Raw genomic sequence first — 23,451 nt, 5'->3', positions numbered from 1 at the left:
GGTCGGCAATCTGTTCGTCGAGCGCCCGAGGGCACTGGGGAAGGGGTTCCTTGATCATGACGGGAACCGCGGGCCATCAGGTAATACCGAGACGCTATGCGGCGGTATAGCCTCGGCCTATGGCTCGGGTCCCGAACGACATCACCCTGCAGCAGCTCCGGTACTTCATCGAGGTCGCGACCGAGGGCTCGATCAGCGCCGCCGCCGATCTGCTCTACGTGTCGCAGCCGACGATGTCCGCGGCGATGAAGGACCTCGAGACCCGGATCGGGCGTCCCCTCTTCGTACGCTCGGCCAGGGGAGTCGTGCTCACCGTCGACGGCGTCGAGTTCCTCGGGTACGCCCGGCAGGTCATCGAGCAGGTCTCCCTGCTCGAGCAGCGCTACGTCGGCCGGCAGCGGTCGCGTCGGCTCCTCGGGGTGTCCTCCCAGCACTACTCGTTCGCCGTGGAGGCCTTCGTCCGCATGGTCGAAGGCGCGGCCGCGGACGAGTACGAGTTCTCACTCCGCGAGACACGCACCTGGGACATCATCGAGGACGTCCGCACGCTGCGGAGCGAGGTGGGCATCCTCTACCGCAACGACTTCAACAAGCAGGTGCTCGGCAAGCTGCTGCGGGACGCCGGGGTCGTGTTCACGCCGCTGTTCGTCGCCGAGCCGCACATCTTCGTGGCCCGGCGGAACCCCATCGCATCACGGGAGCGCGCGACCCTCGAGGACCTCGCCGACCTGCCTCGGCTGACGTTCGACCAGGGCGCGAACAACTCCTTCTACCTGGCCGAGGAGATCCTGTCGACGATGTCGAGCAAGCGGGAGATCCGCGTCTCGGACCGGGCGACGATCTTCAACCTCATGATCGGCCTCGGCGGGTACACGATCTCCACCGGGCTCATCAGCGACGACCTCGACCCCGAGATCGTCGCCATCCCCCTCGACGTCGACGAACGCATCGAGATCGGCTGGATCGCGCACGCCTCGGTTCCCCTCACCGTGCAGGCGCAGACGTACCTGGACGAGTTGCGCGCGGTGGTCACCAGTTACGGCGTCGAGCCGCTCGGGTAGGCAGGCGGTGGATCCGGTGGATCCGGTGGATCCGGCGGGTCCGGTTGGTCTGGCTGTTCCGGCGGTCGGCCTGGAGGCCCGTCACGCGTCCGTCAGGAGGCTGCGGTCTCGATCATCGCCTTCACGTGCGGCGCGCTCCACCGCAGGAGCGCGTCAGCAGGTGGACTCTCGAGGTCCTCGCCCCAGATCGCGACGGCCGCGCCCGACATCGGAGCAGCGAGACGAGCTCCGGAGTCGCTGTCCCACGTCCGGAGCGACCAGTGCTCGCGGAGATCGGCGACGGTGTACTCGCTGTCGGCCGGGTCGAGGTCGGTCGGCACCTCGTACAGGTAGTACGAGTTGTAGTTGAGCAGGTCGATCCCGGCCTGCTGCAGGTCGCCCGCACTGGCCCGGCGTGCTCGGCGTTCGCGGCGCTCGGCTGCGTCCTCGGTGTCACCGTCGAAGCTCCAGTACGTGACGTGGATGCGCGGGTCCAGTCGCCCGACCGCGGCCTGGTCGATCCCGTCGTTCCAGGCCCACACCTCGCGGTTGCCGAGCGCGGCCGCCATCGCGTTCATCCACGCGACGCGTTGGGCGGCGGTGACGTCGCCGCCCCATTCGTCCCCACCGATGTGCACGGTGCGGCTGGACGGGAACGTCCGCTGCACCTCGGCGTACAGCTTGGTCGCCAGCGCGAGACTGCCCGGCGCCGACGGGTCGAGCTCGCTCTCGCCCGAACGGATGCGGTCGACCCACTTCGTGCCGTGTTGCACCTCGAGCAGGGCGAAGGCGGCCGCCATGTGGCCGGGAGTGTCGATCTCGGGCACGATCGCCACGCCCCGCTTCGCCGCGTACTCGGCGATCGTGCGTGCCTGTGCGGCGCTGAGGAACGGACGGCCGGTCACGCGGCTCGTGTAGACGCCGTGGTCGAGATCGGCGTTCGCGAGGGTCTGGCCGAGGACCTTGCTCTCGATCCCGACGTTCTGGTCGTCGGTGAGGTGCAGGTGCAGGAAGCGGCCGCCGTCGTCGGCGAGCAGGTCGATGTACCGCTTGATCAGTGCCACGGGGTAGTAGGCGCGAGCGACGTCGAGCATCACGCCGGTCTGGGGACGTGCGCGGGACGTGGGCTTGGTGGTGACGGTCGAAGCGGACGTGCGGCAGTGCTGCCCGGAGTACGCACCCACGCAGGCGAGCACCGAGTACTTCCCGGCCGCGGCACGGGAAGGCGTCGTGCGGACCGCGCTGACCGTCGTGCTCGAGCCCGGGGCGAGTGGCTTCACCGCGACCCGGCCGAGCGAGTACTTCTTCGTGCCGGTCGACAGGGAGAGCCAGGCCGACGAAGCTGGCTTCCGCACCGAGGTGGTGTTCGCGACCTTCAGGGTGGTCCGGACGGCGCTGCCGGTCGAGGTGACGGTGGACGCTGCGGTGACCTTGGTGACCGTCACCGGCGACGCTGCGGTGTCCGCTGATCCGACGACCGCATCGATGCCGACCAGCGCTGCTGCCGACACGGCGATCGCCAGACCGACCGCGATGGTCCGTCTGACGGAGTGCGGCGCGGTCGCTGGACCGGCAGTCGGGTCCGGAGTTCCGGTGGAGGAGGGCACGGAGACGACGGTAGTTCACCAGGGTTGCGCGGTTAGCATTGCCCGACCCGGCGCCCGGTCGCGGACCACATCCCACCCAGGGGAGACAACGTGAACGGCCACGAGCGCACCACCGATCGCGGTCGGCGTCGCGGGGCGCCCCGGCTCGTCGCCGGCCTGGTCGTCGCAATCGTGTCGATCGTCGCGACGGGGTGCTCCGCGGCGAAGACCCCGGAGGTCGCCGAGCCGCTCGCGACCTGGAACGCCGCCGTGGCCGACCGGACCGAGGCGCCCGCGAACTGGGTCGCCCTGGGGGACTCGATCACCGAGGGGCAGGGCGCCTCGTCACGCTCCACCCGGTGGATGGACCTCACGCTCGACCAGCTGCGCACGGAGCACCCGACGGACGGGGTCACCGGAGGGGCCGGGTACCTCCCGGCGCAGTTCGCCGTGTACGAACCGGACTCGACCTGGGGTGACTGGGCGACGGCGCGCACGGGGGAGAGCCAGTTCGACATCACCACCCCCGACCTCGGCTACCGATCGGTCGGCATGCAGGCGGGCGCCTCGCGGAGCTACGGCTTCACGGGCACCGGGATCGACATCTGGTGGGCGCGCTACCCCGGGTCCGGTGACTTCACCTACAGCGTCGACGGAGCCGCACCGACGACCGTCGCCACGACCGGGACTGCCAGTACGGGGACGATCACGAAGGTGGACGGCTTGTCGAGCGGGGAGCACACGGTGACCGTCACCGCCGTCGCGCCGTTCTCCTTGCTGGGGTTCACGATCTACGACGGTGACCGGGACAAGGGGATCCACCGCTACGACTCCGCGCACTCGGGATCGACGATCGCGACGTTCACCGATGACCAGGAGGGCTTCCTGACGGCGATGCGTCGTGCTGCTCCGGACCTCATCACCGTCACGCTGGGTGGCAACGACGCGGCGAACCTCACACCCGACGAGCTCGGCGCCCAGTACATGGCGTTCCTCGAGGCGCTCGAGGCGCTGCCCACGAAGCCCTCGCTGCTCGTGATCGGCGAGTTCACCCCGGCCTCGAGCATGACGGACGGTATGGCGGAGCCGTGGTCGAGCTACCTCGTCGAGATCAAGCGTGCTGCAGCGAAGGGCGGAGCCGCGTACGTCAGCATGGCTGACACCTTCCCCGAGGCCGACACTTCCGGGACGGGGATCTACTCGACGGACGGCATCCACCCCAACGACGAGGGGCAGCGTTGGATCACGAAGCTCGTACTCGCCACCCTGGCTGCGCACGAGGGCGACTGAGGGGCGGACGGGCGGGAGGCGCGGCGTCAGCGTGCTCCGTGCCTCCCGTCCGCCGCGTGGTCCGGTTCAGGCGATGGTGCTGCCGCTCCCCGGAGTGGTGCGACGATCCACTAGCGTGAGCGCATGGGGGAGCAACGCAACCACCAGTGGCTCGGCCCCGATGAGGACGCGTACCTCCGCCCGGCACGAGCGCAGCCTCGGACACCGTACGTCCCGACGAAGCCCGGCGCGATCGACCTCGTCGTGACCGCTGTCACGCTGGCCGTCACCTACGTCGCCGCGCCCCTCGCCTGGTTCTGGGTCGTGCTCAGCCAGATGGCCTTCGTCGGGTGCACGGACACCGCGAGGAACTGCAACGACGACGCGAGTTCGGTCGTCCTCATCGCGTATCCGCTCGTCTCGGGTGTCATCGCCGTCGTCGGGACGTGCTGGGCCGTCGCCCGTCGGCGCCGGTGGCAGCCGGGGTCCTTCGCCGCCCTGGGCACGCTCGCCGGCCTCCTGGCGGCCTTCGTCGTCGCTGAGTTCGTCACGGACGTCGCGTCCGGCGGCTACCTGTTCTGAACGGCCGGCTGGTCCGCCGACGCACGGTGGGCAACGGACTGGAGGCGCGGTGCAGGTGAGTCGATCGACTCACTCGCACCGCGCCTCCAGTCCGGGTCGCTGCGAACGCAGCGTCTGTGACGTCAGCCGCGGATGAACGCGAGGATGTCGGGGTTGATGACGTCCGCGTGGGTCGTCAGCATGCCGTGCGGGTAGCCCTCGTAGACCTTCAAGGTCGAGTCGCTGAGGAGTTCGGCCTGCTTCAGCGAGGCGTCCGCGTAGGGCACGACCTGGTCGTCGTCGCCCTGCAGGACGAGGACGGGCACGGTGATCGCGCGCAGGTCCTCGGTCTGGTCCGTCTCCGAGAACGCCTTGATGCCCTCGTAGTGCGCGACGGCACTGCCCGTCATGCCCTGACGCCACCAGTTGGCGATGACCGGCTCGGACGGCGTCACGCCGTCACGGTTGAAGCCGTAGAACGGGCCGGAGGCGACGGCCTGGAAGAACTCGGCGCGGTTGGCGGCGAGTGCCTGGCGGAACCCGTCGAAGACCGCGATGTCCGTGCCCTCGGGGTTCGCGTCGGTCTTCACCATCAGGGGCGGCACGGCGGACACGAGGACGGCCTTGGCGACCCGGCCCTGCGGCTGACCGTGCTTCGCGACGTAGCGGGCGACCTGGCCACCGCCGGTGGAGTGGCCGATGTGGATCGCATCGTGCAGATCGAGGTGCTCGACGACGGCGGACACGTCACTGGCGTAGTGGTCCATGTCGTGGCCGGTGCCGATCTGCGAGGAGCGCCCGTGACCCCGTCGGTCGCTCGCGATCACGCGGAAGCCCTCGGCCAGGAAGTACAGCATCTGCGCGTCCCAGTCGTCGGAGGACAGCGGCCAGCCGTGGTGGAACACGATCGGCTGCGCATCGGCGTTGCCCCAGTCCTTGAAGTAGATCTCTGCACCGTCGTCGGTGGTCACGTAACCCATGGTCGGTCTCCTGTGGCTGGTGTTCGGTTGTGGCGGTCGGTGGGTGGTCAGCCGAGTTCGGCGATGGCGTCGGTGATGAAGGCCGCGACTTCGGTGGGGTGCGTCTGCATCACCAGGTGTGGTCCGTCGATCTCGACCACCTTGCGGACCCCGGCGCGCTGGTAGCCGAAACGCTCGACGTCCGGGTTGATGGTGTGGTCGGCGCTGGAGACGATGCCCCAGGACGGCTTGGTCTTCCACGCCGCGACGGATGCGGGTTCGCCGAACGCAACCGCGGACAGCGGGCGCTGCGACACTGCGAGGACCTTGGCCTTCTCGAGGTCGAGGCCGCCCGCGAAGACCGCGGGGAAGGCGTCGATGGCCACCGAGACGTCGGTGCCGGGCTCGGCGCCGTCGACGGGGTAGGGCGCGTAGACGAGGTTCGCCGCGAGGTCGCTGTCGGGGAACCCGCCCTGGAGGGCACCGAGGCTCTCGCCCTCCTCGAGCGCGTAGGCGGCGACGAACACGAGCCCGACGACGTTCTCGGCGACGCCTGCGACGGTGAGGATCGCACCGCCGTAGGAGTGCCCGGCGAGCAGGACCGGTCCGTCGATCTGCTCGACGAACGACTGGATGTAGGCCGCGTCGCCGGACAGGCTGCGGTTGAACACGGGCGGAACGAGGACCTCGTGCCCCTGATCGAGGAGGAGCTTCGTGACGGGCGCCCAGCTGGCGGCGTCGGCGAAGGCTCCGTGGATGAGGACGATGGTGGGCGATTCGGTCACGGTGCGGTCCGTCCCGGTCCGCAGCCGGTGCCGTGGACCTCCGTCGGTGGTGGAAGCGTCTGCTTCCGTCCGTGACGCTAGGGCCGCGGGCCGGCGGTGCACATCGGTCACGATGACCGAGATGTGGCGTCGTGTGACTTAGTCGTCCGCCGCGGTCGCCCCGGGTGCCAGGACCGACGGCAGCTGCTGCCTGGTCGAGATGCCGAGCTTCTGGAACGCCGCGTACAGGTGGGCGCCCACCGTCCTGGGGGAGACAAAGAGGTGTTCGCCGATGGCGCGGTTGCTCAGGCCCTGGGCTGCGAGCGTGCAGACGCGGAGCTCCTGCGGGGTGAGCAGGTCGATGCTGCGTTGCCCCGTCGTCGGCAGGCGCTCGCCCGTGGCCCGGATGGCGTCTCGTGTCCGCTCTGCCCAGATCGGTGCGGGCATCGCCTCGAACAGGTCCAGGGCTGCGTGCAGGACTGCTCGGGCGGTGGTGCTCCGCCCTGCGCGACGCAGACGGCGACCGAGTCGGAGGAGCGCTCGCGCTTGCACGTACGGGACCGGCCAACGATCGTGCTGCAGGGTCGCCCACGCCGACTCGAGGTCGTCGTCCGACAGGAGCGCGGTCCGGGCGGAGTGGACGGCCGTGCGCACCAGGGGAGCGTGCCACCGCTCGTGGAGCCGCTCGAGGTCCGCCAACCGCTGCTCGGCGTCCGGTCGGTTGCCGGACTCCAACGCGGCATCGACGTAGTCGTGGGAGGTCAGCACGGCGAAGGTCGGGTTGAACGCGTCGTCGTCGGGGTCGAAGAGACTTCGCAGGGGCTCGAGTGCGTCCGCTGCCCGGCCGGAGACCAGGTGCGCCAATCCGGTCGCGCCGAGCAGCGTTGCGCGCATCGCACTCGAGCGGAGCACCTGCGCGCCCGCCTCGGTCCCGCCGGCGATCCGCTCGGTGTCGGGCTGTTCGCCCTCGAGGGCGTCGAACCAGGCGAGCGCGCACCGCGCCGCGGCGGAGAACCCGGCGTCGCCCAGGTCCCGTCCGAGCGACGCGGCCTGCTGCGCGAGGGCGCGCGCCCGGGCGACGTCCCCGGCGAGGTACGTGGTCATCGAGGTCCCCATGAGGGCCTGCGGGAACGTCCGCAACTCGCCACGCGTCTGCATGCTCGCGAGGGCACGGTCGAGCAGGACACGAGCCGTGTCGATCTCGCCCACGAGGTTGAGCGCGTACCCGAGGAGCCACGCGGTCTCTTCGTCCAGGGCCGCGGGCGCCGCCGCCAACGCGAGCTCCAGCACACGATCGCCCCGGGCCAGCGGCTCGGTCCGGGCGGCAAGCAGGATCGACCGAGGGTCGTCCTCTGGAAGCGCGAGGGCTTCGACGACGACGAGCATCGGGTCGCCCGGGTCCGCCTCGGCAGTGTGGTCCCAGGCGATCGCGGCCAGGTGGAGCAGTGCGGCGGTGGCGTGTTCGACCCCGCCTGCCAGCTGCATCTCGGAGACGGCGTGGAGCGCCGGTCCGAGGTCGCCGACTGCCAGGCCCGTCCGACCAGTGGGCAGGGTCTCGGCGACCCACGCTGCGCGCGCCGCGAGCAACCCGGGAGGCGCCTCGCCGCGAGCCTGTTGCACCAAGAGCGACGCGTCTGAGGTCCTGCCGGACAGCCCGGCGAGTTCCGCCGCGACGATGCGACGCTCGACGCGTCGGGCCACGTCTGACGTCAGCTCGGCGGCACGCTCGTACGCCCGGCTCGCGACGAAGGTGTCGGACATCGCGGTCCGTTCGTCGCCGAGCGCGGCGATCTCGTCCGCGAGGGGATCGTCGTGACCGGTGGCGAGCTCGGCGCGCCACCAGATGGTCCGTGCCGGGTCGTCCTGGTGCTCGAGCACGAGCGACCGGAGGACAGCGGTGCGCTCCGGCGGTGACGCCACCGACAGGACCGCCGACTGCACGAGCGGGTGCCGGAACCGGATTGCACGGGGTGCGACCCACTCGAGGAGCGAGGCCGCTGATGCCTGCTCGGTCCAGGTCGGCGTCGGGAACCTGCCGATTGCGCGTGCGGCGACTCGGGCGGCTTCCTCGGCGACGGTGCCACCGGACAGTGCCACGGCGAGGATCGCCAACCGGACCCCTTGGTCGAGCTCCATGTACCGATCCGCGAACTCCTGCTCGACCCGTCCGACGACGGGTCGTTCCCGCGTGCGCTCGGCCGCCGCAGTTGACCGGCCGAGCTCGTGCAGTGCCAGGGGATTGCCCTCGGCGCGGAGCACGAGGTCGCGTCGCGCTTGCCCCGTCGGCGCTCCAGGCACTCCGTCGAGCAGTTCGTCGGCAGCGGACTGGTCGAGTGGACGGAGGTGCAGGCGTCGGATGCCCGGGTTCTCCACTGCATCGGTGTTCCGCGTTGTCATGACGATGACGACCGGGTCCTCGCCGACGCGACGGGCCATCATGCGGAGCGCCCACTCGGAGGGTGCATCCATCCAGTGCAGGTCCTCGGCGACGATCAGGAGCGGACGTTCGGCCGCCGCGTCCGACAGCAGGGTCAGCGCGGCGAGTCCGGCGAGGAGCGGCGACGGCTGGATTCCCGTGGCGACCCCGAACGCGACGTCCAACGCCCGTCGCTGCGGCGACGGCAGGTTCGCGATGCCGCCGCGCAACGGGTACAGGAGCATGTGGAGCGCTGAGTACGGCTCCGCCGACTCGGCGAGGGTGCCGGTCGTCGTGAGCACTCGCAGTCCGTGGAGGCTCGCGTGCTCGAGTACATCGGCGACCAGCGACGACTTGCCGATGCCCGCTTCGCCGTCGATCACGAACGCGGAACCACCGCTGTCCACGTGACCGACCGCGTCTCGGAGAGCCGAGGTCTCCCGCTCACGCCCGATGACGGGCTGCGCCTTCGTCACGTCGTCAGTATGGCAGCGCTGCTGGACCGCAGTGAAGCGGCTCCGGCCGCCGAGCTCACCAGGAACTGGGCTTGTAGTCCTTCAGGAACACGCCGAACACGTCCTCGCCCGCCTCGCCCCGCACGATCGGGTCGTACACGCGGGCAGCCCCGTCGACGAGGTCGAGCGGCGCGTGGAAGCCCTCCTCCGCCAGCCGGACCTTCGTCGGGTGCGGTCGCTCGTCGGTGATCCACCCGGTGTCGACGCTCGTCATCAGGATGCGATCGGTCTCGAACATCTCCTGCGCACTCGTGCGGGTGAGCATGTTCACGGCGGCCTTCGCCATGTTCGTGTGCGGGTGCCCCGGTCCCTTGTAGGCCCGGCCGAACACACCTTCCATCGCGCTGACGTTCACCACGTAGGTGCGGTGCGCCTCGCTCGCGGCCATCGCGGGACGGAGCTTCGAGATCAGGATGAACGGCGCGGTGGTGTTCGCGAGCTGGACCTCGAGCATCTCGAGCGGGTCGACCTCGTCGACGGCCTGCGTCCACGAGTTCACGTCGTGCAGGTCGGGCACGAGGCCACCAGCGTCGATCGCGGTGCCCATGGCCAGACGCTCGAGCGAGCTCGACCCCGGAGCCATGGCCTGCTCGGTCAGTTCGTCGGCCCTGGCTGCGGCGGCCGCGAGGATCGGGTGCGCCGTGACCGACCGGGCGAGCGCCTGCGGGTGCTGGTCGTTCGTGTGCCCGAAGGTCACGAGCTCGGGCAGCGGGCCGTCCGGCAGCGGCGCGAGTTCGGCGTCGACGAGGGGCTGGTACGCGCCGGGCGACCGGCGGACCGTCTGTGTGGCGTTGTTGATCAGGATGTCGACGGGGCCAGCAGCGGCGACGTCCTCGGCGAGACCGATGACCTGGGCCGGGTCGCGCAGGTCGATGCCGACGACCTTGAGGCGCGAGATCCAGTCGGCGGAGTCCGGCAGGCTCGTGAACCGGCGCACGGCGTCGCGGGGGAACCGCGTCGTGATGGTCGTGTGGGCGCCGTCGCGCAGCAGGCGGAGCGCGATGTACATGCCGATCTTCGCGCGGCCGCCGGTCAGCAGCGCCCGCTTGCCGGTCAGGTCGGTCCGGGCATCACGCTTCGCGTGGCTCATCGCCGCGCACGAGGGGCACAGCTGGTGGTAGAACGCGTCCACGACCGTGTACTGCTGCTTGCACATGTAGCAGGGGCGGGACTTCAGCAGGGTGCCGGCGGTGGACGCCGTCGTCGAGGTGCTGATGGGGACGCCGCGGGTCTCGTCGTCGATCCGGTCGGCGGCGCCGGTCGCGGTCGCGGCGATCACGAGGCGGTCGGCCTCGGCGATGACCGCGCGCTTCTCGAGTCGGTGCGCCCGCTTCACGGCCTTGAACATCTTCGCCGTGGCCTGACGCACCCTTACGAAGTCGGGGTGCGTCTCGTCGATGTCGCTCATCTGCTCGAGCACCCGGAGTGTGGCGTCGAGGTCCTCGGGGAGGATGCCGCTGGGTTCGGGGTGCTCGGAGATCACACGGGATTCTACGTTGGATCAGGCCGCGTCGAGCTCCCGCGTCAACGCCGCCACGAAGTCGTCGATGTCCTGCTCCGACGTGTCGTACGCGCACATCCACCGCACCTCGTTGCGGCTGGCGTCCCAGTCGTAGAACCGGAAGTGCTTGCGCAGCCGCTCGGCCACCCCTGCGGGCAGCGTCGCGAACACCCCGTTCGCCTGGGTCTCCTGGCTGAACCCGACGCCCTGGATGCTGCCGTCGGCGATCCGGGCCTCGAGCGCGCCGCGGAGTCGGGCGGCCATGGCGTTGGCGTGCCCGGCGGAGCGCAGGTACAGGTCGTCGGACAGCAGCGCGATGAGCTGCGCGGAGACGAACCGCATCTTCGACGACAGCTGCATGTTCATCTTGCGCAGGTAGTGCAGCCCCTCTGACGCCGCGGGGTTGAGCACGACGATCGCCTCGCCGTAGAGCATGCCGTTCTTCGTGCCGCCGAAGCTCAGCACGTCCACGCCGGCATCGGTGGTGAAGTCGCGCAGGGGCAGGCCGAGGGTCGCAGCGGCGTTGGAGATGCGCGCGCCGTCCATGTGCAGCGTCATGCCGAGCGGGTGGATGTGGTCCGCGATCGCCCGGATCTCGTCGACCGTGTAGGCGGTGCCGAGTTCGGTGGTCTGCGTGATCGAGACGACGAGCGGCTGGGCGCGGTGCTCGTCGCCCCAGCCCCAGGCCTCCTTGTCGATGAGCTCGGGGGTGAGCTTGCCGTCGGGGGTCTCGACCGGCAGCAGCTTGATCCCGCCGATGCGCTCGGGAGCACCCGCTTCGTCGGTGTGGATGTGCGCGGTCGTGGTGCACACGACGGCGCCCCACCGCGGCAGCATCGACTGCAGCCCGACGACGTTCGCGCCGGTGCCGTTGAACACCGGGAACGCCTGCGCCTGCGAGCCGAAGTGGTCGCCGATCACCTCGTTGAGACGGGCCGTGTAGACGTCCTCGCCGTAGGCGATCTGGTGGCCGTCGTTGGCCGCGGCGATCGCGTCGAGGATCTCGGGGTGGACACCGGCGTAGTTGTCCGAGGCGAAGCCCCGCAGGTCCAGGTCGTGGAGTCGAAGGGTCACTGGTTCATCCTAGGTTCGAGGCCGCAGCTGGAGCGGCCGAGAGCGGGAGACGGGCGCCGTTCACGTCGGCCGGCGGTGCCGTCCAGAGCCGCACGACCTCGTCGCCGAGCCGCTCTTCGAGACCGGCGAGGGCGCCGACGAGGAACACGGTGGCTGCCGCCGAGTCCGGTGCGTCCTTCCGGAAGCCCTGGGCGACGGCACGGACCCACGCGTCGGAGGCGGCTTTGGCGGCCGCGTAGTTCGCGGCACTCGCGGTGGGGGTGTCGACGGCGGTGGACGAGACGAACGCGAGCCGACCGGCCGGCGACGCCACCAGGTCGTCGTAGAACACGCGTGTGGTGTTCCGCAGGGTGCGGAACGCCCGGTCGAAGAAGTCCCAGTCGTCGTCCGACTGGCCGGCGATGCCGCCGCCCCCGCGCCACCCACCGACCAGGTGCACCAGCCCGTCGACCGAACCCGCCGTCTCGTGGACCGCAGCCGCGAGCGCGGTGACCGCGCCGAGGTCTGCGAGGTCGCACGTGTGGGTCGTGACGCCCGGGACGGAAGCGAGAAGGGCCTCCAGTGCGTCTGGTCTGGTGCCGACCGCGACGACGGCCGCCCCGGCGGAGGTGAGTGCGCGCGCGACCGCCGCGCCGCTGGTGCTGGTCGCGCCCGCGACCAGCACCGTGCGACCGGACAGGGAGCCAGCGCTCACGCGGCGACGTCCGGAACAGACGGAACAGCGGACGGAGCAACCGACGACGAGCCGGTGATGCCGGCCGTCGAAGCGATGACCGCAGCCATCTTCTTGTTCAGCGCCTCGTAGAACATCGACAGCGGGAATTCGTCGTCGAGCACGGCGTCGGTGTAGCCCTTGGGCATTCCGGCGAGCGTTTCCTCCGGCAGTCCCCGCGCCCATCTCGACGCCGGGTGCGGCGTGAGCGTCCGGGTCAGCATCTCGTACGCAGCGAGCCAGTGCGCCGATTTCGGCCGGTCGATCGACCGCCGGTACAACTCGTTGATCTGATCACTGAGCGCGATGATCACATCGGGAACGGCATCCCAGTCGATGGTGAGCTGCGTGTCCGTCCAGTGCAGGACATCGTGCTGGTGCATCCACGCGAACAACAACTGCCCGCCGAGTCCGTCGTAGTTCCGGACGCGGCTGCCGGTGATCGCGAACCGGAAGATGCGGTCGAAGACGACGGCGTACTGCACCAGGTGGGCGTGGTCGCGGATTGCGCGTTGCGCCTCGTCGAGATCTGCATCCGGCACCGCGGAGAGCGCGCGTTCGAGCCGCACGGATTCCCGGAACGCCGTCAGGTCGCAGCGGAGTTCTTCCAGTGAGTAGAGGAAGAACGGCATCCGCTGCTTGATCATGAACGGGTCGAACGGCAGATCCCCGCGCATGTGCGATCGGTCGTGGATGATGTCCCACATCACGAAGACCCGTTCCGTCAGCTCCTGGTCGTCGAGCATTGCTGCAGCGTCGTCCGGCAACTCCAGTTTGGTGATCTCCGCAGCGGCACGGACGACTCGGCGGTAGCGAGCGGCTTCGCGATCCTGGAAGATCGCGCCCCACGTGAACGTCGGGATCTCGCGCATCGCGACCGTCTCGGGGAACAGCACCGCAGAATTCGTGTCGTACCCGGGCGTGAAGTCGACGAACCGCAACGCGACGAAGAGCTTGTTGCTGTAGTCGCCCGCTTCGAGTTCCGCGATGAACTCCGGCCAGATGACCTCGACCAGGACGGCTTCGACGAACCGCGAGGAACTGCCGTTCTGCGTCACCATCGGGAAGACGACCAGGTGGCCGAGTCCGTCGATGCGGTGCTGTTGCGGCTGGAATGCGTTCAGTGCGTCGAGGAAGTCGGGAACGCCGAAACCGTCGCGTTCCCAGCGTGCGAAATCGCGCTGTAGTGCAGCGAGGTACGCCGCATCGTGCGGAAAGAACGGGGCCAGTTCGGCAACGGCCGGGAGGATCGTGGCCAGGTGTTCCGAAGCGGTCGCGTGGTCCGACTGGTCGGGTATCGAGCCGTCGGCTGTCTGCAGCGCACGGAACGACACGACAGCGGCTTTCAGCCGCGTCCACGCGGGGAACTCGGCGACCTCGCGCACCGACGGGCGGTCCTCGACGACCTCGGGTTCTCCGACGATGGCGCCCTGCGTGAACTCCTGGACGAACTGTGACATGTCGAATCTCCCATCATTGGGCCGGCCGCGGATCTGCGGCGTGGTGGTGCGCTTGTCATGAGCCTAGGGAGGATCGGGGGACGCATTCTTGCCCATCCGCGGGGGTTTCGTGCGCGGCGCCGTTCTCCGCGCGGGAAAGTCGATCCCCTGCGCAACGCATCACCGCTCAGGCGCGGATCTGGTGGAGGAGCAGCGCCAGGCCGATCGCTGCGACGCAGATCAAGAAGGCGGCCGGGGCGGCCTTGCTCTTCGGGTCGACGGTGCCCGCGAACCCCGAAGCGGAAAGTCCGGCTGCTCCGGCTGCGACGGCAAGTGGCCAGCCACCAGCGACGAGTACGACGCAGGTTGTGGCGAGCAGGACTGAGCCGACCGCGAGCCCGGTGCTGACGATGCGGCGGACACGAGACTTCTCGGACATGGGGCCTCGTTCGCTCGCTACAGTACTGATGTTTCACACGCCGCATGGTCGGATTCGGCGGTACGTTCGTCAGGTGGAAGAGAAGGAACCGCGCGACCGCACGATCGACGAATCGTGGGTGCCACTCGCCTGCCTCGGTGCCCTCGGCCTCGGAGTCACGATCGTCGGCGGCCCGGACCTTGCCTGGTGGGACGTGGGCTCGACGTTGCTCGTCGTGGGAGTGTTCGGGCTCCTCGCCCTCCTGCTCGCGTCGCGCAGGAGCGCTGTTCCAACGACCCTCCGCGTGCGCCGGGCGAACTGGCTGGGGGCAGCGATCGGACTCGGCGCGGGCGCCCTCGTGGGAACCGCGGTGTTCGGAGGATCGACTGCACTCGCCGCGCTGCTCCCGGTCCCGCTCGTGGCGATCGACGCCGCTGTCAGTCGTTCCGGCGGGGGACTGCGCGCCCGGTCGATCGTGCTCGGCCTGACCGCAGCTCTCATCGCTGTGGTCCTCTTCTGGAACTCCGACGTGCGCCAGGGCTTCTCCGACCTGGTCCAGGGATCGGTGGTCGCCGGCGTCCTGCTGGCGGTGGGGCTGGGTGTGTGGGGTGTTGTTCGGCGGCAGCGCGCCTGACGCGTGCGGCATGGTGGCCGTTCGGCTCCGCGGTGCCGACTCGGTCGATACGGTTGTCTGCATGGCACGCTTCACGCCCCCAGCCGCCGACGCGATGCGCGCACGACTCCTGCTTGCAGCACGCGACGAGTTCGCCGCGGCTGGGCTCGTCGGCGCCAAGATCGAGCGGATCGCCGCGGCGTCGTCGAGCAACAAGGCGCAGATCTTCCACTACTTCGGCAGCAAGGAGGGGCTGTTCGACGCGCTCCTCGCCCAGACCGTCGCCGAGACGTTCGACGAGGTCCCCGTCGACACCGACGACCTCGCCGAGTGGGCTGCTCGCCTGCACGACTCGTACGTTCAGCGTCCGTGGGCCGAACGGCTCGCGACGTGGCACCGCCTCGAGCGGGGGAGTGACGGTGCGCTCGAAGCCGTCATCGCCAGCAATGCCGAGGCCGTCGCCGCCGTCGAGCACGCCCAGCGCGCCGGGGTCCTGCCGCGCAGCTACCGGCCGGCAGTGTTGCTGGGCCTGGTGATGCACCTCGCCGCGTTCTGGAGCTCGGCCTCTCCCGAGTACGGCTCCTTGGTCGCGGCGGTCGCACCTGCGCGGCGTCGGCAGATCGTGATCGACGCGGTGAAGGCGCTCGTCGGGGGCTGACGTGGCGCACGGCCGGGCGTAGGGTTCGGCCCATGAGCAGCGACAACCGGTTCCTCCGCGCGACCTTCGGACGTCCGCTGGTCTGGGTCGGTGTCGTGTGGCTCGCGGTCGGGGTGCTCTGGGGTGTCATGGCCGTGATCGGACCGGACGTCTTCCGCACGATCATGGCCGTCGTGTGGCTCGTGCTCGGCGGCAGCATGCTCGCCGTCGCACTCCGCGACAGGAAGCGCGGCCTCGGCCGGTACCAGCGCTAGTCGAGGCGATCCGAGCGCACAGGCAGGACCCGCACCGGGCCTCCCGTCAGCCCACCGCGCCAGCGGCCACCCGCAGCGTCCGCTCCGCATCGTCGAGGTAGTCCGCCAACAGCGCCGACGCTCGTGCCTGGTCGCCGGCGCGCAACGCCGCGACGATCGCGTCGTTCCGGTCCACGAACTCGGCGTGGAACGACCCCGGGTCGTCGGTCGTCAGGAACGCCAGCCGCATCTCGGCGAGCAGCCCGTCCATCAGGCCGTGGATCCGCGTGCTCGGGACCGCTCGGACGAGCTCGGAGTGGAACCGGATGTCCGCGGTGCCCACGGCGCCCCAGTCGCCCGCGGCGGCAGCGTCCCGTGCAGCCGTGACGGCCGCAGCTGCTGCATCGAGGGCCGGTGACGTCGGCGAGCACGAGCGGACCGCGGCTTCCTCGAGCACCCGCCGGGCGGCGTACAAGTCCGTGACGTCCTCGGCGGAGAGCCGTCGTACGAAGACCCCACGGTTGAACACGTGCTCGACCAGCCGGTCCCGCGCGAGCAGCCGGAAGGCCTCGCGCAGGGTGTTCCGTGACACCCCGAGCTGGTCGCTCAACCGTTTCTCCGACAGCTGTGCCCCGGGGGAGAACTCGCCCGCCGCGATCATGGTGCGCAGCCGGTCGGCCGTCGAGTCGGCACCACTGACGGTTCGGGTCATGTCCCGATCCTGACACGGCCTCGGGCATCGCAGGTGCGAACCCCGCACCGTGTGACCGTCGTGTTACAGAGCAGAACACCCCCTTGCGATTGTTGAACAATGCGGTCCAGACTGTCCCGCATGTTCGTCCTCATCGGCGTCGCCGTCGTCATCATCGGGTTCGCGTTGCGCATCAACGCGCTGCTCGTCGTGACCGTCGCGGGCATCGTCACCGCGGCCATCGGCGGGATCGGTCCCGTCGGCATCCTCACCGCGTTCGGCGACGGCTTCGCGTCGAGCCGGTCCGTCACGACCTTCGCGCTCGTCCTGCCGGTCATCGGTCTGATCGAGCGCTACGGGCTGCAGGACCAGGCCAAGCGCCTGATCGCGAAGCTCGACAAGCTCACGACGGGTCGTCTGCTGGCCGGGTACCTGGCCATCCGGCAGGTCACGGCCGCGGTCGGCCTCACCAGCATCGGCGGGCCGGCGCAGACCGTGCGGCCCCTCGTCCACCCGATGGCCGAAGGGGCGGCGATCAAGAAGTACGGCCGGATCGACGAGCGGATGCGCGAGAAGATCAAGGGCTACTCGGCGTCGTCGGACACCGTCGGGGTCTTCTTCGGCGAGGACGTCTTCGTCGCCGTCGGCTCGATCCTGCTCATCACGACCTTCGTCGATGCCACCTACGGTCTGTCGCTCGAACCCATCGACCTGGCGCTGTGGGCGATCCCGACCGGCATCGCCGCTCTCCTGGTCCACGGCACGCGACTGCTGCTGTTCGACCGCACGCTCGACAAGATGGCCGCCGACGCACGCGTCGACGCCCCGACGCAGGGAGCCGCAGCGTGATCACCAGCGAATGGCTCTACTGGCTCATCGGCGCGTTCTTCATCGCGGTCGCCGTCCTCATCGTCACGGACACCTCGCACGCGAAGCGACTCGGCAACGCGGCGTTCTGGGGGATCCTCGGGGTCTCGTTCTTCTACGGCACCTTCGTCGCCGCGAAGACCGCGCCGTCGTGGGTGCTCGGCATCGCCGTCCTGGTGATGGTCGCGCTCGCCGGACTCGGGTTCACCGGGACCACCAGTCGCACGCGGGTCGCCAGCATCCCCGGTGCCGGAACGGGGGCGGAGACCGGCCCGGCCGAACCCACCGCTGCGGCCACGAAGCCATCCGCCAGCACGAGCGTCCTCGCGACGACCAGCCCCGACGAGCGCGCGGCGTTCGCCACCCGGTTCGGCACCAAGCTCTTCATCCCGGCGCTGGTCGTGCCCGTGGTCGCCGTCCTCGTGGCGACGCTCGGTCCGCTCGTCTCGATCGGCGGTGCGCCGCTGCTCGCCGAGGGCAGCGCGACCCTGACCGGACTGGGCATCGGCTCGGTGCTGGCCGTGGTCGTCGCGGTGTTCGTCCTGCGCCCGCCGAGGATCGCCACGCCCATCCGCGAGGGCGGTCGTCTGCTGCAGGCCATCGGGTGGGCAGCGCTGCTGCCGCAGATGCTCTCCACCCTCGGCATCGTGTTCACCCAGGCCGGGGTCGGCGACGCCGTCGGCACGATCATCAAGTCGATCCTGCCCGGCGGGTCGCTGTTCGCCGCGGTGGTCGTCTACTGCCTCGGCATGGCGCTCTTCACGATCATCATGGGCAACGCGTTCGCCGCCTTCCCGATCATGACGGCCGCGATCGGCTGGCCCGTCCTGGTGCAGGGCTTCGACGGCAACCCCGCCGCGATCTTCGCCATCGGCATGCTCGCCGGCTTCTGCGGCACGCTCGTCACGCCGATGGCCGCGAACTTCAACCTGGTGCCGGCTGCCCTGCTCGAGATGCGGGACAAGTACGGTCCGATCAAGGCGCAGATCCCGACCGCCGCCATCCTGCTCGTCGTCAACATAGGAGTCATGTACCTTGTCGCTTTCTGATGCTGCCCCGCTCGACCTGACCCGGGCCGCGTGGGCCGACCGGTTCGCGGCCGTCGCCGCCGAGAACACCACCCGCGAGTACCCGTACGCGGCGCACCACACGACGTCCGGCCCGGACGACCGGGCGCTGCCGGTCGAGCTGCACCCCGCCTTCGCCACGTCGTACGACTGGCACTCGTCCGTGCACATGCACTGGCTCGCAGCGCGTCTGGTCGCGCACGGCCTGCCGGCCGACCTGGAGGCCCGGCTCACCGCGATCCTGCAGGCCCACCTGAGTGCGGATCACCTGGCCACGGAAGCCGCCTACTTCCACACGACGCCGCACTACGAGCGCCCCTACGGGTGGGCCTGGCTCGCGAAGCTCGCCGCCGAGGTCTCCGCGTCCGAGGTGGCGGCCATCCGGCAGCTCGCCCCCGGGTTCGCGCCCGTCGTCGACGTGCTCGAGGACCTCGTCACACGCTGGGTCGACGGCGCTGCCCACCCGGTGCGGCACGGGGTGCACTCGAACTCGGCGTTCGGGCTGCTGCTCGTGCTCGAGGCCGCACGGGCGCTCGGCCGCGACGAGCTCGCCGCGACGGTGGAGCGGGCGGCGCGCGAGTGGTTCGGCGAGGACGCCGGGTGGCCGTTCGCCTGGGAGCGCAGCGGACACGACTTCCTGTCCGCCGGACTGGCCGAGGCCGACCTGATGCGCGCCGTGCTGACCCCGGCCGAGTTCGCGACGTGGTCGGACGGCTTCTTCGCCCAGGTGCGGTCGGGCGACGCGATCCTGCAGTCGACCGTGGTCCGCGACGAGAACGACCCGCAGCAGGTGCACCTGTTCGGGCTCGACCTGTCGCGAGCGGGATCGGCCCGGCGCATCGCGGACGCCCTGCGCGCCGGTGAGCTCGACGACGACGGGCTCGCGAGCCTGCTCGACGAGGCGGCGGACCGGCTGCTGGCCTCGGGTCTGGCCGCCAGCGTCGGCGAGGAGTACTACTCCACGCACTGGCTCGCGAGCTTCGCCTGGGACGCCATGGAAGCACGCGAGCACGCCGCGCGCTGACCCTCGAACGAGGGGCATGGTCGCCGGTCCGGCGTGCTGCTGTCAACCCCCTGCATCGGTTGCAGAATGCACCTACCCTCGGTGCGCAGCCGAGATCCGGCTGGGTGCCCGAGGGGAACGGGTGCCACCAGTCACACCAGGGAGTGACACATGCAGCACCGCAGGATCAGGCGGACAGCACTCATCGCCGCACTCATCGGAGCCGTCGTAGTGGCGGCACCGCTCGGAGCGGGAACCGCTGCCTACGCGGGGGTCACCGCCCCGGTCGGCAACGTCGGCAAGTTCAAGCAGACCTTCGTCGAGAACTTCAGCACGACGGCCTCGGCCAACGGCCAGTTCGCGAAGACCTACGCGAACTCGTGGCAGCCCTACCCGGACGGGACGGGCGGCACGTACTACTCGGGCTCGCAGGTCAGCGCCCGCAACGGCTACATGGACGTCACGCTCGACGGCAAGCACGGAGCCGCGGGGACCTTCGGGACCCCGAACGGCGCGTGGTCGCACGTGGGCGGCAAGTTCAGCGTCCGCGCGAAGGCCACCGGCGGCGACGGGAACGGTGCAGCGTTCATGCTGTGGCCGTCGTCGAACGTCTGGTCGGACGGCGAGATCGACTACCCCGAGGCGAACTTCGAGGGGTCGCCGATGCTCCACCACCACTCGATGGTCGCCGGGCAGGAAGCGAACTCGACGAGCATGAGCACCGGGGTGACCTGGCGCAGCTGGCACGTCTACTCGGTCGAGTGGATCCCCGGCAAGTCGGTGCAGTACCTGCTCGACGGCAAGGTCATCAAGACGGTCACGTCGAACGTGCCGAAGACCGCGCACCGGTACATGTTCCAGGTCGGCAACTGGGGTGCCGCCGGGCACCTCGACATCGACTGGGTCAGCACCTACGAGTACACGGGCTGACCCACAGCAGGTCAGCTGATCGCGATCGTCCGGGCGAACGTCCGTGCGACGGGCGGAGCGGCGACGATCGGTCCGATCGCTGCGGCACCGTCCGGGGTCGCCCGCCATGCCTCGTAGGCGTCGTGGGCGGCCCCGCTCGTCCAGGACTCGACGACGACCATGCGCGTCGGGTCGGCGTCGTCGACCAGCACCTCGAGGGACTCGCAGCCGTCGAAGGCCCGGGTCTGCGCGAGCGTCTCGCGGATCGCCGCCTCGACGGTGTCGGCAGGGACGTCGCTCCGGAACTGGACCTCGAGCAGGACGGTGATCGACATGTGGTGCACCTTTCGTCAGCAGTGTCCGACTCAACCCGCAGCGGCGCCGACCTGTTCCGGATCGGTCAGCGAGCCGGTCGTCAGTGGACGAACCGGAAGCGGATGGCGTCGCCCGGGCGGAGCTGCGCGGCACGGTCGACCGACTCCGGCGTGAGGACCGCCACGACGGGGTAGCCGCCGGTGACCGGGTGGTCGGCGAGGAACAGCACCGGGAAGCCCTCCGGCGGGACCTGCAGCGAACCGGTCTCCACCCCTTCGCTCGGCAGCTCGTGCGTCACGGCGCGGACAAGTGGCTGCGGAGCCGTGGTGCGGACCCCCACGCGGTCGCTGTCCGACCCGACGGTGAAGTCCTGACGGGTCAGGGTGTCGCGCCAGTCCGGCGTGAACCAGTCGTCGCGGGGGCCGGCGGTGACGTCGAGGACGACCGAGTCGTCCGGCCAGTGCTCGTCGGGTTGCGGCACGGCGTCGACGATGGGCCACGAAGCGCGCGCATCGCCGATCGGCAGGACGTCACCCGGCGACGACGGCGGAGGCCCGAGGCGTGCAAGTGAGTCCCACGAGCGACTACCCAGTACGGGCTCGACCGCGAACCCGCCGAGGACCGCGATGTAGGAGCGCAGCCCGGCGGTGGCCGTGCCGATCCGGAGCGTGTCACCCGGTGCGAGCATCAGGACCTCGTGCGAGGCCTCACCGCGGACCCGGCCGTCCGCCCGCTCGATCTCGACCGGGCAGGCGGCCCCGGCGGTGGCGACGACCACGTACGCGTCGGTCCGCAGCGTGACGGAGCCGAGCAGGGCCTCCAGGACGGCCGCATCGGGACGGTTGCCGACCAGCCGGTTGGCCAGTGCTGCGGACCCGCGGTCGGCGGCGCCCGCCGCGCCGAGGCCCATGTCACTGAAGCCCGGCCGCCCCAGGTCCTGCGTTGCCGCGCCGTAGCCGACCTGCAGGACGGTCAGCGCGCTCATGCCACACCCGCGTCGACGAACCGGACCCGTGTGCCAGCGGGTGCCAGCGCCGGCGATTGCCGGTCGAGCGACCACATCGGCACGTCGGTGCGGCCGATGAGCTGCCAGCCGCCGGGGGAGACGCGCGGGTAGACGGCACTGAACTCGCCCGCCAGTGCGACGGCACCGCTCGGCACGGCGGTGCGCGACGTGCTCCGGCGAGGCAGGTCGAGTGACGGCTCGGTGCCGGTGAGGTAACTGAAGCCCGGGGCGAAGCCGCAGAACGCGCTCGTCCAGAGCTGGCCGGTGTGCCACGCGATCACGCGGTCGCGGCGCATGCCCGTCAGGGCGACGACCTGGTCGAGGTCCTCGCCGTCGTAGACCACCGGGATGACGAGCGGGTCCGTGGCGCTCGCCGCATCGGCGTCGGCGGACGGGACGACGTGTTCGAGTGCACTGCGGAGTCTCGCGGCGTCGGTCGTCGCCGGGTCGTAGCGGAGCAGCAGCGTCCGCGCGCCGGACACGACCTCGGTGAGGCCGGGCAGCCGAGCCGCGGTCAGCCCGGCACGGAACGCGGCGACCTGCGGCAGGGAGTCGAAGGTGGCGAGCAAGCCGGTGCGCCCAGCGGGCCGGAGGTCGAGGACGGTCACGGTGCGAACGGCGCGATCGTGACGCCGTGCTCGGTCAGCAGTGATCGGATCGCGCGGGCCATCGCGACGGCACCGGGGGAGTCGCCGTGGACGCAGACCGAGTCGGCACTGACCCGCAGCTCGGAGCCGTCGACGGCGGTTGCGACCCCGTCGGTGACCATCCGGAGGACGCGAGCCGCGACCTCGCCCGGATCGTGCAGCACCGAACCCGGCGTGCTGCGGGACACCAGGGAACCGTCGGGTTCGTAGGCGCGGTCGGCGAAGGACTCCGCGACCGCGCGCAGCCCGCGGCGTTCGGCAGCGAGCAGGAGCTCGGAACCCGGCAGCGCGAGCACCGCGAGCGAGCCGTCGACGTCGGCGATCGCCCGGACCACGGCCTCGGCCTGGACCGGGTCGGCGCACGCCGTGTTGTACAGGGCGCCGTGGGGCTTGACGTAGGTGACCGCGGTGCCGGCGACCCGCGCGGTGGCGGCCATCGCGCCGAGCTGGTGCACGACGTCGGCGTGGAGTTCGTCCGGGGTGACGTGCACCGGTCGGCGCCCGAAGCCGGCGAGGTCGCGGTAGGCGACGTGCGCTCCGATGGCGACCCCGCGCTCGGCGGCAGCGCGGGCGGTGGCGAGCATGATCGTCGGGTCGCCGGCGTGGAATCCGCAGGCGATGTTGGCGCTCGACACGACGTCGAGCATCGCGGCGTCGTCGCCCATCGTCCAGGCGCCGAACCCCTCGCCGAGGTCGCTGTTCAGGTCGATCGTCGTCACGGGGACTCCCTGTCGTCGCGGGTTGTTGAACAATCTACCGAGCGGCGACTCCGCTGTCGACCGATCGGGGCACGCGGCTGGTGGGTGGATTCCGAGCAGCGGCACGTAGCGTCCGAGGTCAGCACCTGCCGGGGGCGTCGCCCCCGGTTCGACCACTGCACTGGAGCAGACCATGACCGACAGCAGCAACACGCACGACGACGACGCCAAGGCCCCCGTGAACGACTCCGAGGGCACCGAGAAGCCGGGCGGGCTCGGCGACGACAACACCATCCCCAACGACCCGGACGGCCTCGCCGCTGGGCACGTCGGGGACGACTCGCACTTCAACCCGGAAGAGGACGGCGAGGAGTAGGGGTCGTTCGTCGACTCGGAACGACGTCCTCGTTGTCGTACGACGACGAGGACGTCGTTCCGAGTCGACCCGGTGTCGTTACGAGTCGGCCCGGTGTCGTTCTGAGTCGACCCC

25 protein-coding genes are annotated in these 23,451 nt (G+C 70.4%); 11 read left to right on the top strand and 14 right to left on the bottom strand.

Annotation, left to right across the window (positions count from 1 at the left end; genetic code table 11):
• The first annotated feature begins 119 nt into the window (after positions 1 to 119).
• Entirely contained in the window at positions 120 to 1,061 is a 942-nt protein-coding gene (locus tag ACIPV1_RS08980; RefSeq protein WP_131880295.1) for a LysR family transcriptional regulator, read from the top strand.
• A gap of 92 nt (positions 1,062 to 1,153) precedes the next feature.
• Here the strand turns inward: ACIPV1_RS08980 and ACIPV1_RS08975 are convergent, their stop codons facing one another.
• Positions 1,154 to 2,647, bottom strand: a complete 1,494-nt coding sequence (locus ACIPV1_RS08975; protein ID WP_402726201.1) for a family 20 glycosylhydrolase — start codon at positions 2,645 to 2,647, stop codon at positions 1,154 to 1,156.
• 90 nt (positions 2,648 to 2,737) lie between these two features.
• Between ACIPV1_RS08975 and ACIPV1_RS08970 the strand changes: the two genes are divergently transcribed.
• Together ACIPV1_RS08970 and ACIPV1_RS08965 are read left to right on the top strand one after the other, a co-directional pair.
• The gene (locus ACIPV1_RS08970) at positions 2,738 to 3,916 is read left to right on the top strand and encodes a GDSL-type esterase/lipase family protein (RefSeq protein ID WP_402726200.1); all 1,179 of its coding nucleotides are present in this window, start codon (positions 2,738 to 2,740) and stop codon (positions 3,914 to 3,916) included.
• A 123-nt stretch (positions 3,917 to 4,039) separates the two neighbouring features.
• The gene (locus tag ACIPV1_RS08965) at positions 4,040 to 4,477 is read left to right on the top strand and encodes a hypothetical protein (protein ID WP_402726199.1); all 438 of its coding nucleotides are present in this window, start codon (positions 4,040 to 4,042) and stop codon (positions 4,475 to 4,477) included.
• A 122-nt stretch (positions 4,478 to 4,599) separates the two neighbouring features.
• Here the strand turns inward: ACIPV1_RS08965 and ACIPV1_RS08960 are convergent, their stop codons facing one another.
• The 8 genes from ACIPV1_RS08960 to ACIPV1_RS08925 form a co-directional block, all read right to left on the bottom strand.
• Positions 4,600 to 5,436, bottom strand: coding sequence for an alpha/beta fold hydrolase (locus tag ACIPV1_RS08960; RefSeq protein WP_402726198.1), 837 nt, complete (start codon positions 5,434 to 5,436; stop codon positions 4,600 to 4,602).
• A gap of 47 nt (positions 5,437 to 5,483) precedes the next feature.
• A complete protein-coding gene (locus ACIPV1_RS08955) occupies positions 5,484 to 6,200 on the bottom strand; it encodes an alpha/beta fold hydrolase (RefSeq protein WP_402726197.1) in 717 nt (238 codons plus the stop codon).
• A gap of 138 nt (positions 6,201 to 6,338) precedes the next feature.
• Positions 6,339 to 9,071 carry an AAA family ATPase gene (locus tag ACIPV1_RS08950; RefSeq protein ID WP_402726196.1) on the bottom strand — a complete coding sequence of 911 codons (2,733 nt, stop codon included), beginning with the start codon at positions 9,069 to 9,071 and terminating at the stop codon, positions 6,339 to 6,341.
• A 55-nt stretch (positions 9,072 to 9,126) separates the two neighbouring features.
• Entirely contained in the window at positions 9,127 to 10,593 is a 1,467-nt protein-coding gene (locus ACIPV1_RS08945; protein WP_402726195.1) for an SDR family NAD(P)-dependent oxidoreductase, read from the bottom strand.
• A gap of 18 nt (positions 10,594 to 10,611) precedes the next feature.
• The gene (locus ACIPV1_RS08940; RefSeq protein ID WP_333925267.1) at positions 10,612 to 11,685 is read right to left on the bottom strand and encodes a low specificity L-threonine aldolase; all 1,074 of its coding nucleotides are present in this window, start codon (positions 11,683 to 11,685) and stop codon (positions 10,612 to 10,614) included.
• Between the two features lie 4 nt (positions 11,686 to 11,689).
• Positions 11,690 to 12,379: an SDR family oxidoreductase gene (locus ACIPV1_RS08935; protein WP_402726194.1), complete on the bottom strand. Its 690-nt coding sequence runs from the start codon at positions 12,377 to 12,379 to the stop codon at positions 11,690 to 11,692.
• Entirely contained in the window at positions 12,376 to 13,857 is a 1,482-nt protein-coding gene (locus ACIPV1_RS08930; protein ID WP_402726193.1) for a DUF6421 family protein, read from the bottom strand. Before ACIPV1_RS08930 ends, ACIPV1_RS08935 begins: the two co-directional genes overlap by 4 nt.
• Before the next feature lie 166 nt (positions 13,858 to 14,023).
• Complete coding sequence (locus ACIPV1_RS08925) at positions 14,024 to 14,275, bottom strand: hypothetical protein (protein WP_402726192.1); 252 nt, start codon at positions 14,273 to 14,275, stop codon at positions 14,024 to 14,026.
• 73 nt (positions 14,276 to 14,348) lie between these two features.
• Here ACIPV1_RS08925 and ACIPV1_RS08920 point away from each other — a divergent pair, with 73 nt between their 5' ends.
• The 3 genes from ACIPV1_RS08920 (at position 14,349) to ACIPV1_RS08910 (ending at position 15,779) form a co-directional block, all read left to right on the top strand.
• The gene (locus tag ACIPV1_RS08920) at positions 14,349 to 14,888 is read left to right on the top strand and encodes a hypothetical protein (RefSeq protein WP_402726191.1); all 540 of its coding nucleotides are present in this window, start codon (positions 14,349 to 14,351) and stop codon (positions 14,886 to 14,888) included.
• A gap of 61 nt (positions 14,889 to 14,949) precedes the next feature.
• Positions 14,950 to 15,525, top strand: a complete 576-nt coding sequence (locus tag ACIPV1_RS08915) for a TetR family transcriptional regulator (protein ID WP_248703880.1) — start codon at positions 14,950 to 14,952, stop codon at positions 15,523 to 15,525.
• Between the two features lie 32 nt (positions 15,526 to 15,557).
• Positions 15,558 to 15,779, top strand: coding sequence for a hypothetical protein (locus tag ACIPV1_RS08910; protein WP_402726190.1), 222 nt, complete (start codon positions 15,558 to 15,560; stop codon positions 15,777 to 15,779).
• A gap of 46 nt (positions 15,780 to 15,825) precedes the next feature.
• Here ACIPV1_RS08910 and ACIPV1_RS08905 read toward each other — a convergent pair whose 3' ends face one another.
• On the bottom strand, positions 15,826 to 16,470 hold the full coding sequence (locus ACIPV1_RS08905; RefSeq protein ID WP_123939352.1) for a GntR family transcriptional regulator: 645 nt from the start codon (positions 16,468 to 16,470) through the stop codon (positions 15,826 to 15,828).
• Positions 16,471 to 16,590: 120 nt separating this feature from the next.
• Between ACIPV1_RS08905 and ACIPV1_RS08900 the strand changes: the two genes are divergently transcribed.
• The 4 genes from ACIPV1_RS08900 (at position 16,591) to ACIPV1_RS08885 (ending at position 20,316) form a co-directional block, all read left to right on the top strand.
• Positions 16,591 to 17,298, top strand: a complete 708-nt coding sequence (locus tag ACIPV1_RS08900; RefSeq protein WP_123291728.1) for a DUF969 domain-containing protein — start codon at positions 16,591 to 16,593, stop codon at positions 17,296 to 17,298.
• Positions 17,295 to 18,365: a DUF979 domain-containing protein gene (locus ACIPV1_RS08895; protein ID WP_402726189.1), complete on the top strand. Its 1,071-nt coding sequence runs from the start codon at positions 17,295 to 17,297 to the stop codon at positions 18,363 to 18,365. Before ACIPV1_RS08900 ends, ACIPV1_RS08895 begins: the two co-directional genes overlap by 4 nt.
• A complete protein-coding gene (locus ACIPV1_RS08890; protein WP_402726188.1) occupies positions 18,352 to 19,407 on the top strand; it encodes a DUF2891 family protein in 1,056 nt (351 codons plus the stop codon). Before ACIPV1_RS08895 ends, ACIPV1_RS08890 begins: the two co-directional genes overlap by 14 nt.
• A gap of 150 nt (positions 19,408 to 19,557) precedes the next feature.
• Complete coding sequence (locus tag ACIPV1_RS08885; protein ID WP_123939350.1) at positions 19,558 to 20,316, top strand: glycoside hydrolase family 16 protein; 759 nt, start codon at positions 19,558 to 19,560, stop codon at positions 20,314 to 20,316.
• A gap of 11 nt (positions 20,317 to 20,327) precedes the next feature.
• Here the strand turns inward: ACIPV1_RS08885 and ACIPV1_RS08880 are convergent, their stop codons facing one another.
• The 4 genes from ACIPV1_RS08880 to ACIPV1_RS08865 all read right to left on the bottom strand — a co-directional run bounded on the left by ACIPV1_RS08880 (position 20,328) and on the right by ACIPV1_RS08865 (position 22,982).
• The gene (locus ACIPV1_RS08880; RefSeq protein WP_111086660.1) at positions 20,328 to 20,630 is read right to left on the bottom strand and encodes a putative quinol monooxygenase; all 303 of its coding nucleotides are present in this window, start codon (positions 20,628 to 20,630) and stop codon (positions 20,328 to 20,330) included.
• An 80-nt stretch (positions 20,631 to 20,710) separates the two neighbouring features.
• Positions 20,711 to 21,595, bottom strand: a complete 885-nt coding sequence (locus ACIPV1_RS08875; protein WP_402726187.1) for a biotin-dependent carboxyltransferase family protein — start codon at positions 21,593 to 21,595, stop codon at positions 20,711 to 20,713.
• Positions 21,592 to 22,224: an allophanate hydrolase subunit 1 gene (locus ACIPV1_RS08870; protein ID WP_402726186.1), complete on the bottom strand. Its 633-nt coding sequence runs from the start codon at positions 22,222 to 22,224 to the stop codon at positions 21,592 to 21,594. The genes ACIPV1_RS08875 and ACIPV1_RS08870 overlap by 4 nt, the downstream gene beginning before the upstream one ends.
• Positions 22,221 to 22,982, bottom strand: coding sequence for a LamB/YcsF family protein (locus ACIPV1_RS08865; RefSeq protein WP_402726185.1), 762 nt, complete (start codon positions 22,980 to 22,982; stop codon positions 22,221 to 22,223). Before ACIPV1_RS08865 ends, ACIPV1_RS08870 begins: the two co-directional genes overlap by 4 nt.
• Positions 22,983 to 23,154: 172 nt before the next feature.
• Here ACIPV1_RS08865 and ACIPV1_RS08860 point away from each other — a divergent pair, with 172 nt between their 5' ends.
• Positions 23,155 to 23,337, top strand: a complete 183-nt coding sequence (locus tag ACIPV1_RS08860) for a hypothetical protein (protein WP_123939346.1) — start codon at positions 23,155 to 23,157, stop codon at positions 23,335 to 23,337.
• Positions 23,338 to 23,451 lie beyond the last annotated feature (114 nt).

This window comes from Curtobacterium sp. NPDC089991 (assembly GCF_044748425.1).
Classification (GTDB): Bacteria; Actinomycetota; Actinomycetes; order Actinomycetales; family Microbacteriaceae; genus Curtobacterium.
The sequence above is the reverse complement of the archived record's forward strand: the minus strand, read 5'-3'. Positions and strand labels throughout refer to the sequence as shown.

Bases quoted from the DNA above. Each gene is read 5' to 3' on its own strand.
- ACIPV1_RS08960 (WP_402726198.1), bottom strand. From the start codon at position 5,436: ATGGGTTACGTGACCACCGACGACGGTGCAGAGATCTACTTCAAGGAC.
- ACIPV1_RS08980 (WP_131880295.1), top strand. From the start codon at position 120: ATGGCTCGGGTCCCGAACGACATCACCCTGCAGCAGCTCCGGTACTTC.
- ACIPV1_RS08930 (WP_402726193.1), bottom strand. From the start codon at position 13,857: ATGTCACAGTTCGTCCAGGAGTTCACGCAGGGCGCCATCGTCGGAGAA.
- ACIPV1_RS08875 (WP_402726187.1), bottom strand. From the start codon at position 21,595: ATGAGCGCGCTGACCGTCCTGCAGGTCGGCTACGGCGCGGCAACGCAG.
- ACIPV1_RS08965 (WP_402726199.1), top strand. From the start codon at position 4,040: ATGGGGGAGCAACGCAACCACCAGTGGCTCGGCCCCGATGAGGACGCG.
- ACIPV1_RS08910 (WP_402726190.1), top strand. From the start codon at position 15,558: ATGAGCAGCGACAACCGGTTCCTCCGCGCGACCTTCGGACGTCCGCTG.
- ACIPV1_RS08885 (WP_123939350.1), top strand. From the start codon at position 19,558: ATGCAGCACCGCAGGATCAGGCGGACAGCACTCATCGCCGCACTCATC.
- ACIPV1_RS08880 (WP_111086660.1), bottom strand. From the start codon at position 20,630: ATGTCGATCACCGTCCTGCTCGAGGTCCAGTTCCGGAGCGACGTCCCT.
- ACIPV1_RS08900 (WP_123291728.1), top strand. From the start codon at position 16,591: ATGTTCGTCCTCATCGGCGTCGCCGTCGTCATCATCGGGTTCGCGTTG.
- ACIPV1_RS08925 (WP_402726192.1), bottom strand. From the start codon at position 14,275: ATGTCCGAGAAGTCTCGTGTCCGCCGCATCGTCAGCACCGGGCTCGCG.
- ACIPV1_RS08860 (WP_123939346.1), top strand. From the start codon at position 23,155: ATGACCGACAGCAGCAACACGCACGACGACGACGCCAAGGCCCCCGTG.
- ACIPV1_RS08905 (WP_123939352.1), bottom strand. From the start codon at position 16,470: ATGACCCGAACCGTCAGTGGTGCCGACTCGACGGCCGACCGGCTGCGC.
- ACIPV1_RS08915 (WP_248703880.1), top strand. From the start codon at position 14,950: ATGGCACGCTTCACGCCCCCAGCCGCCGACGCGATGCGCGCACGACTC.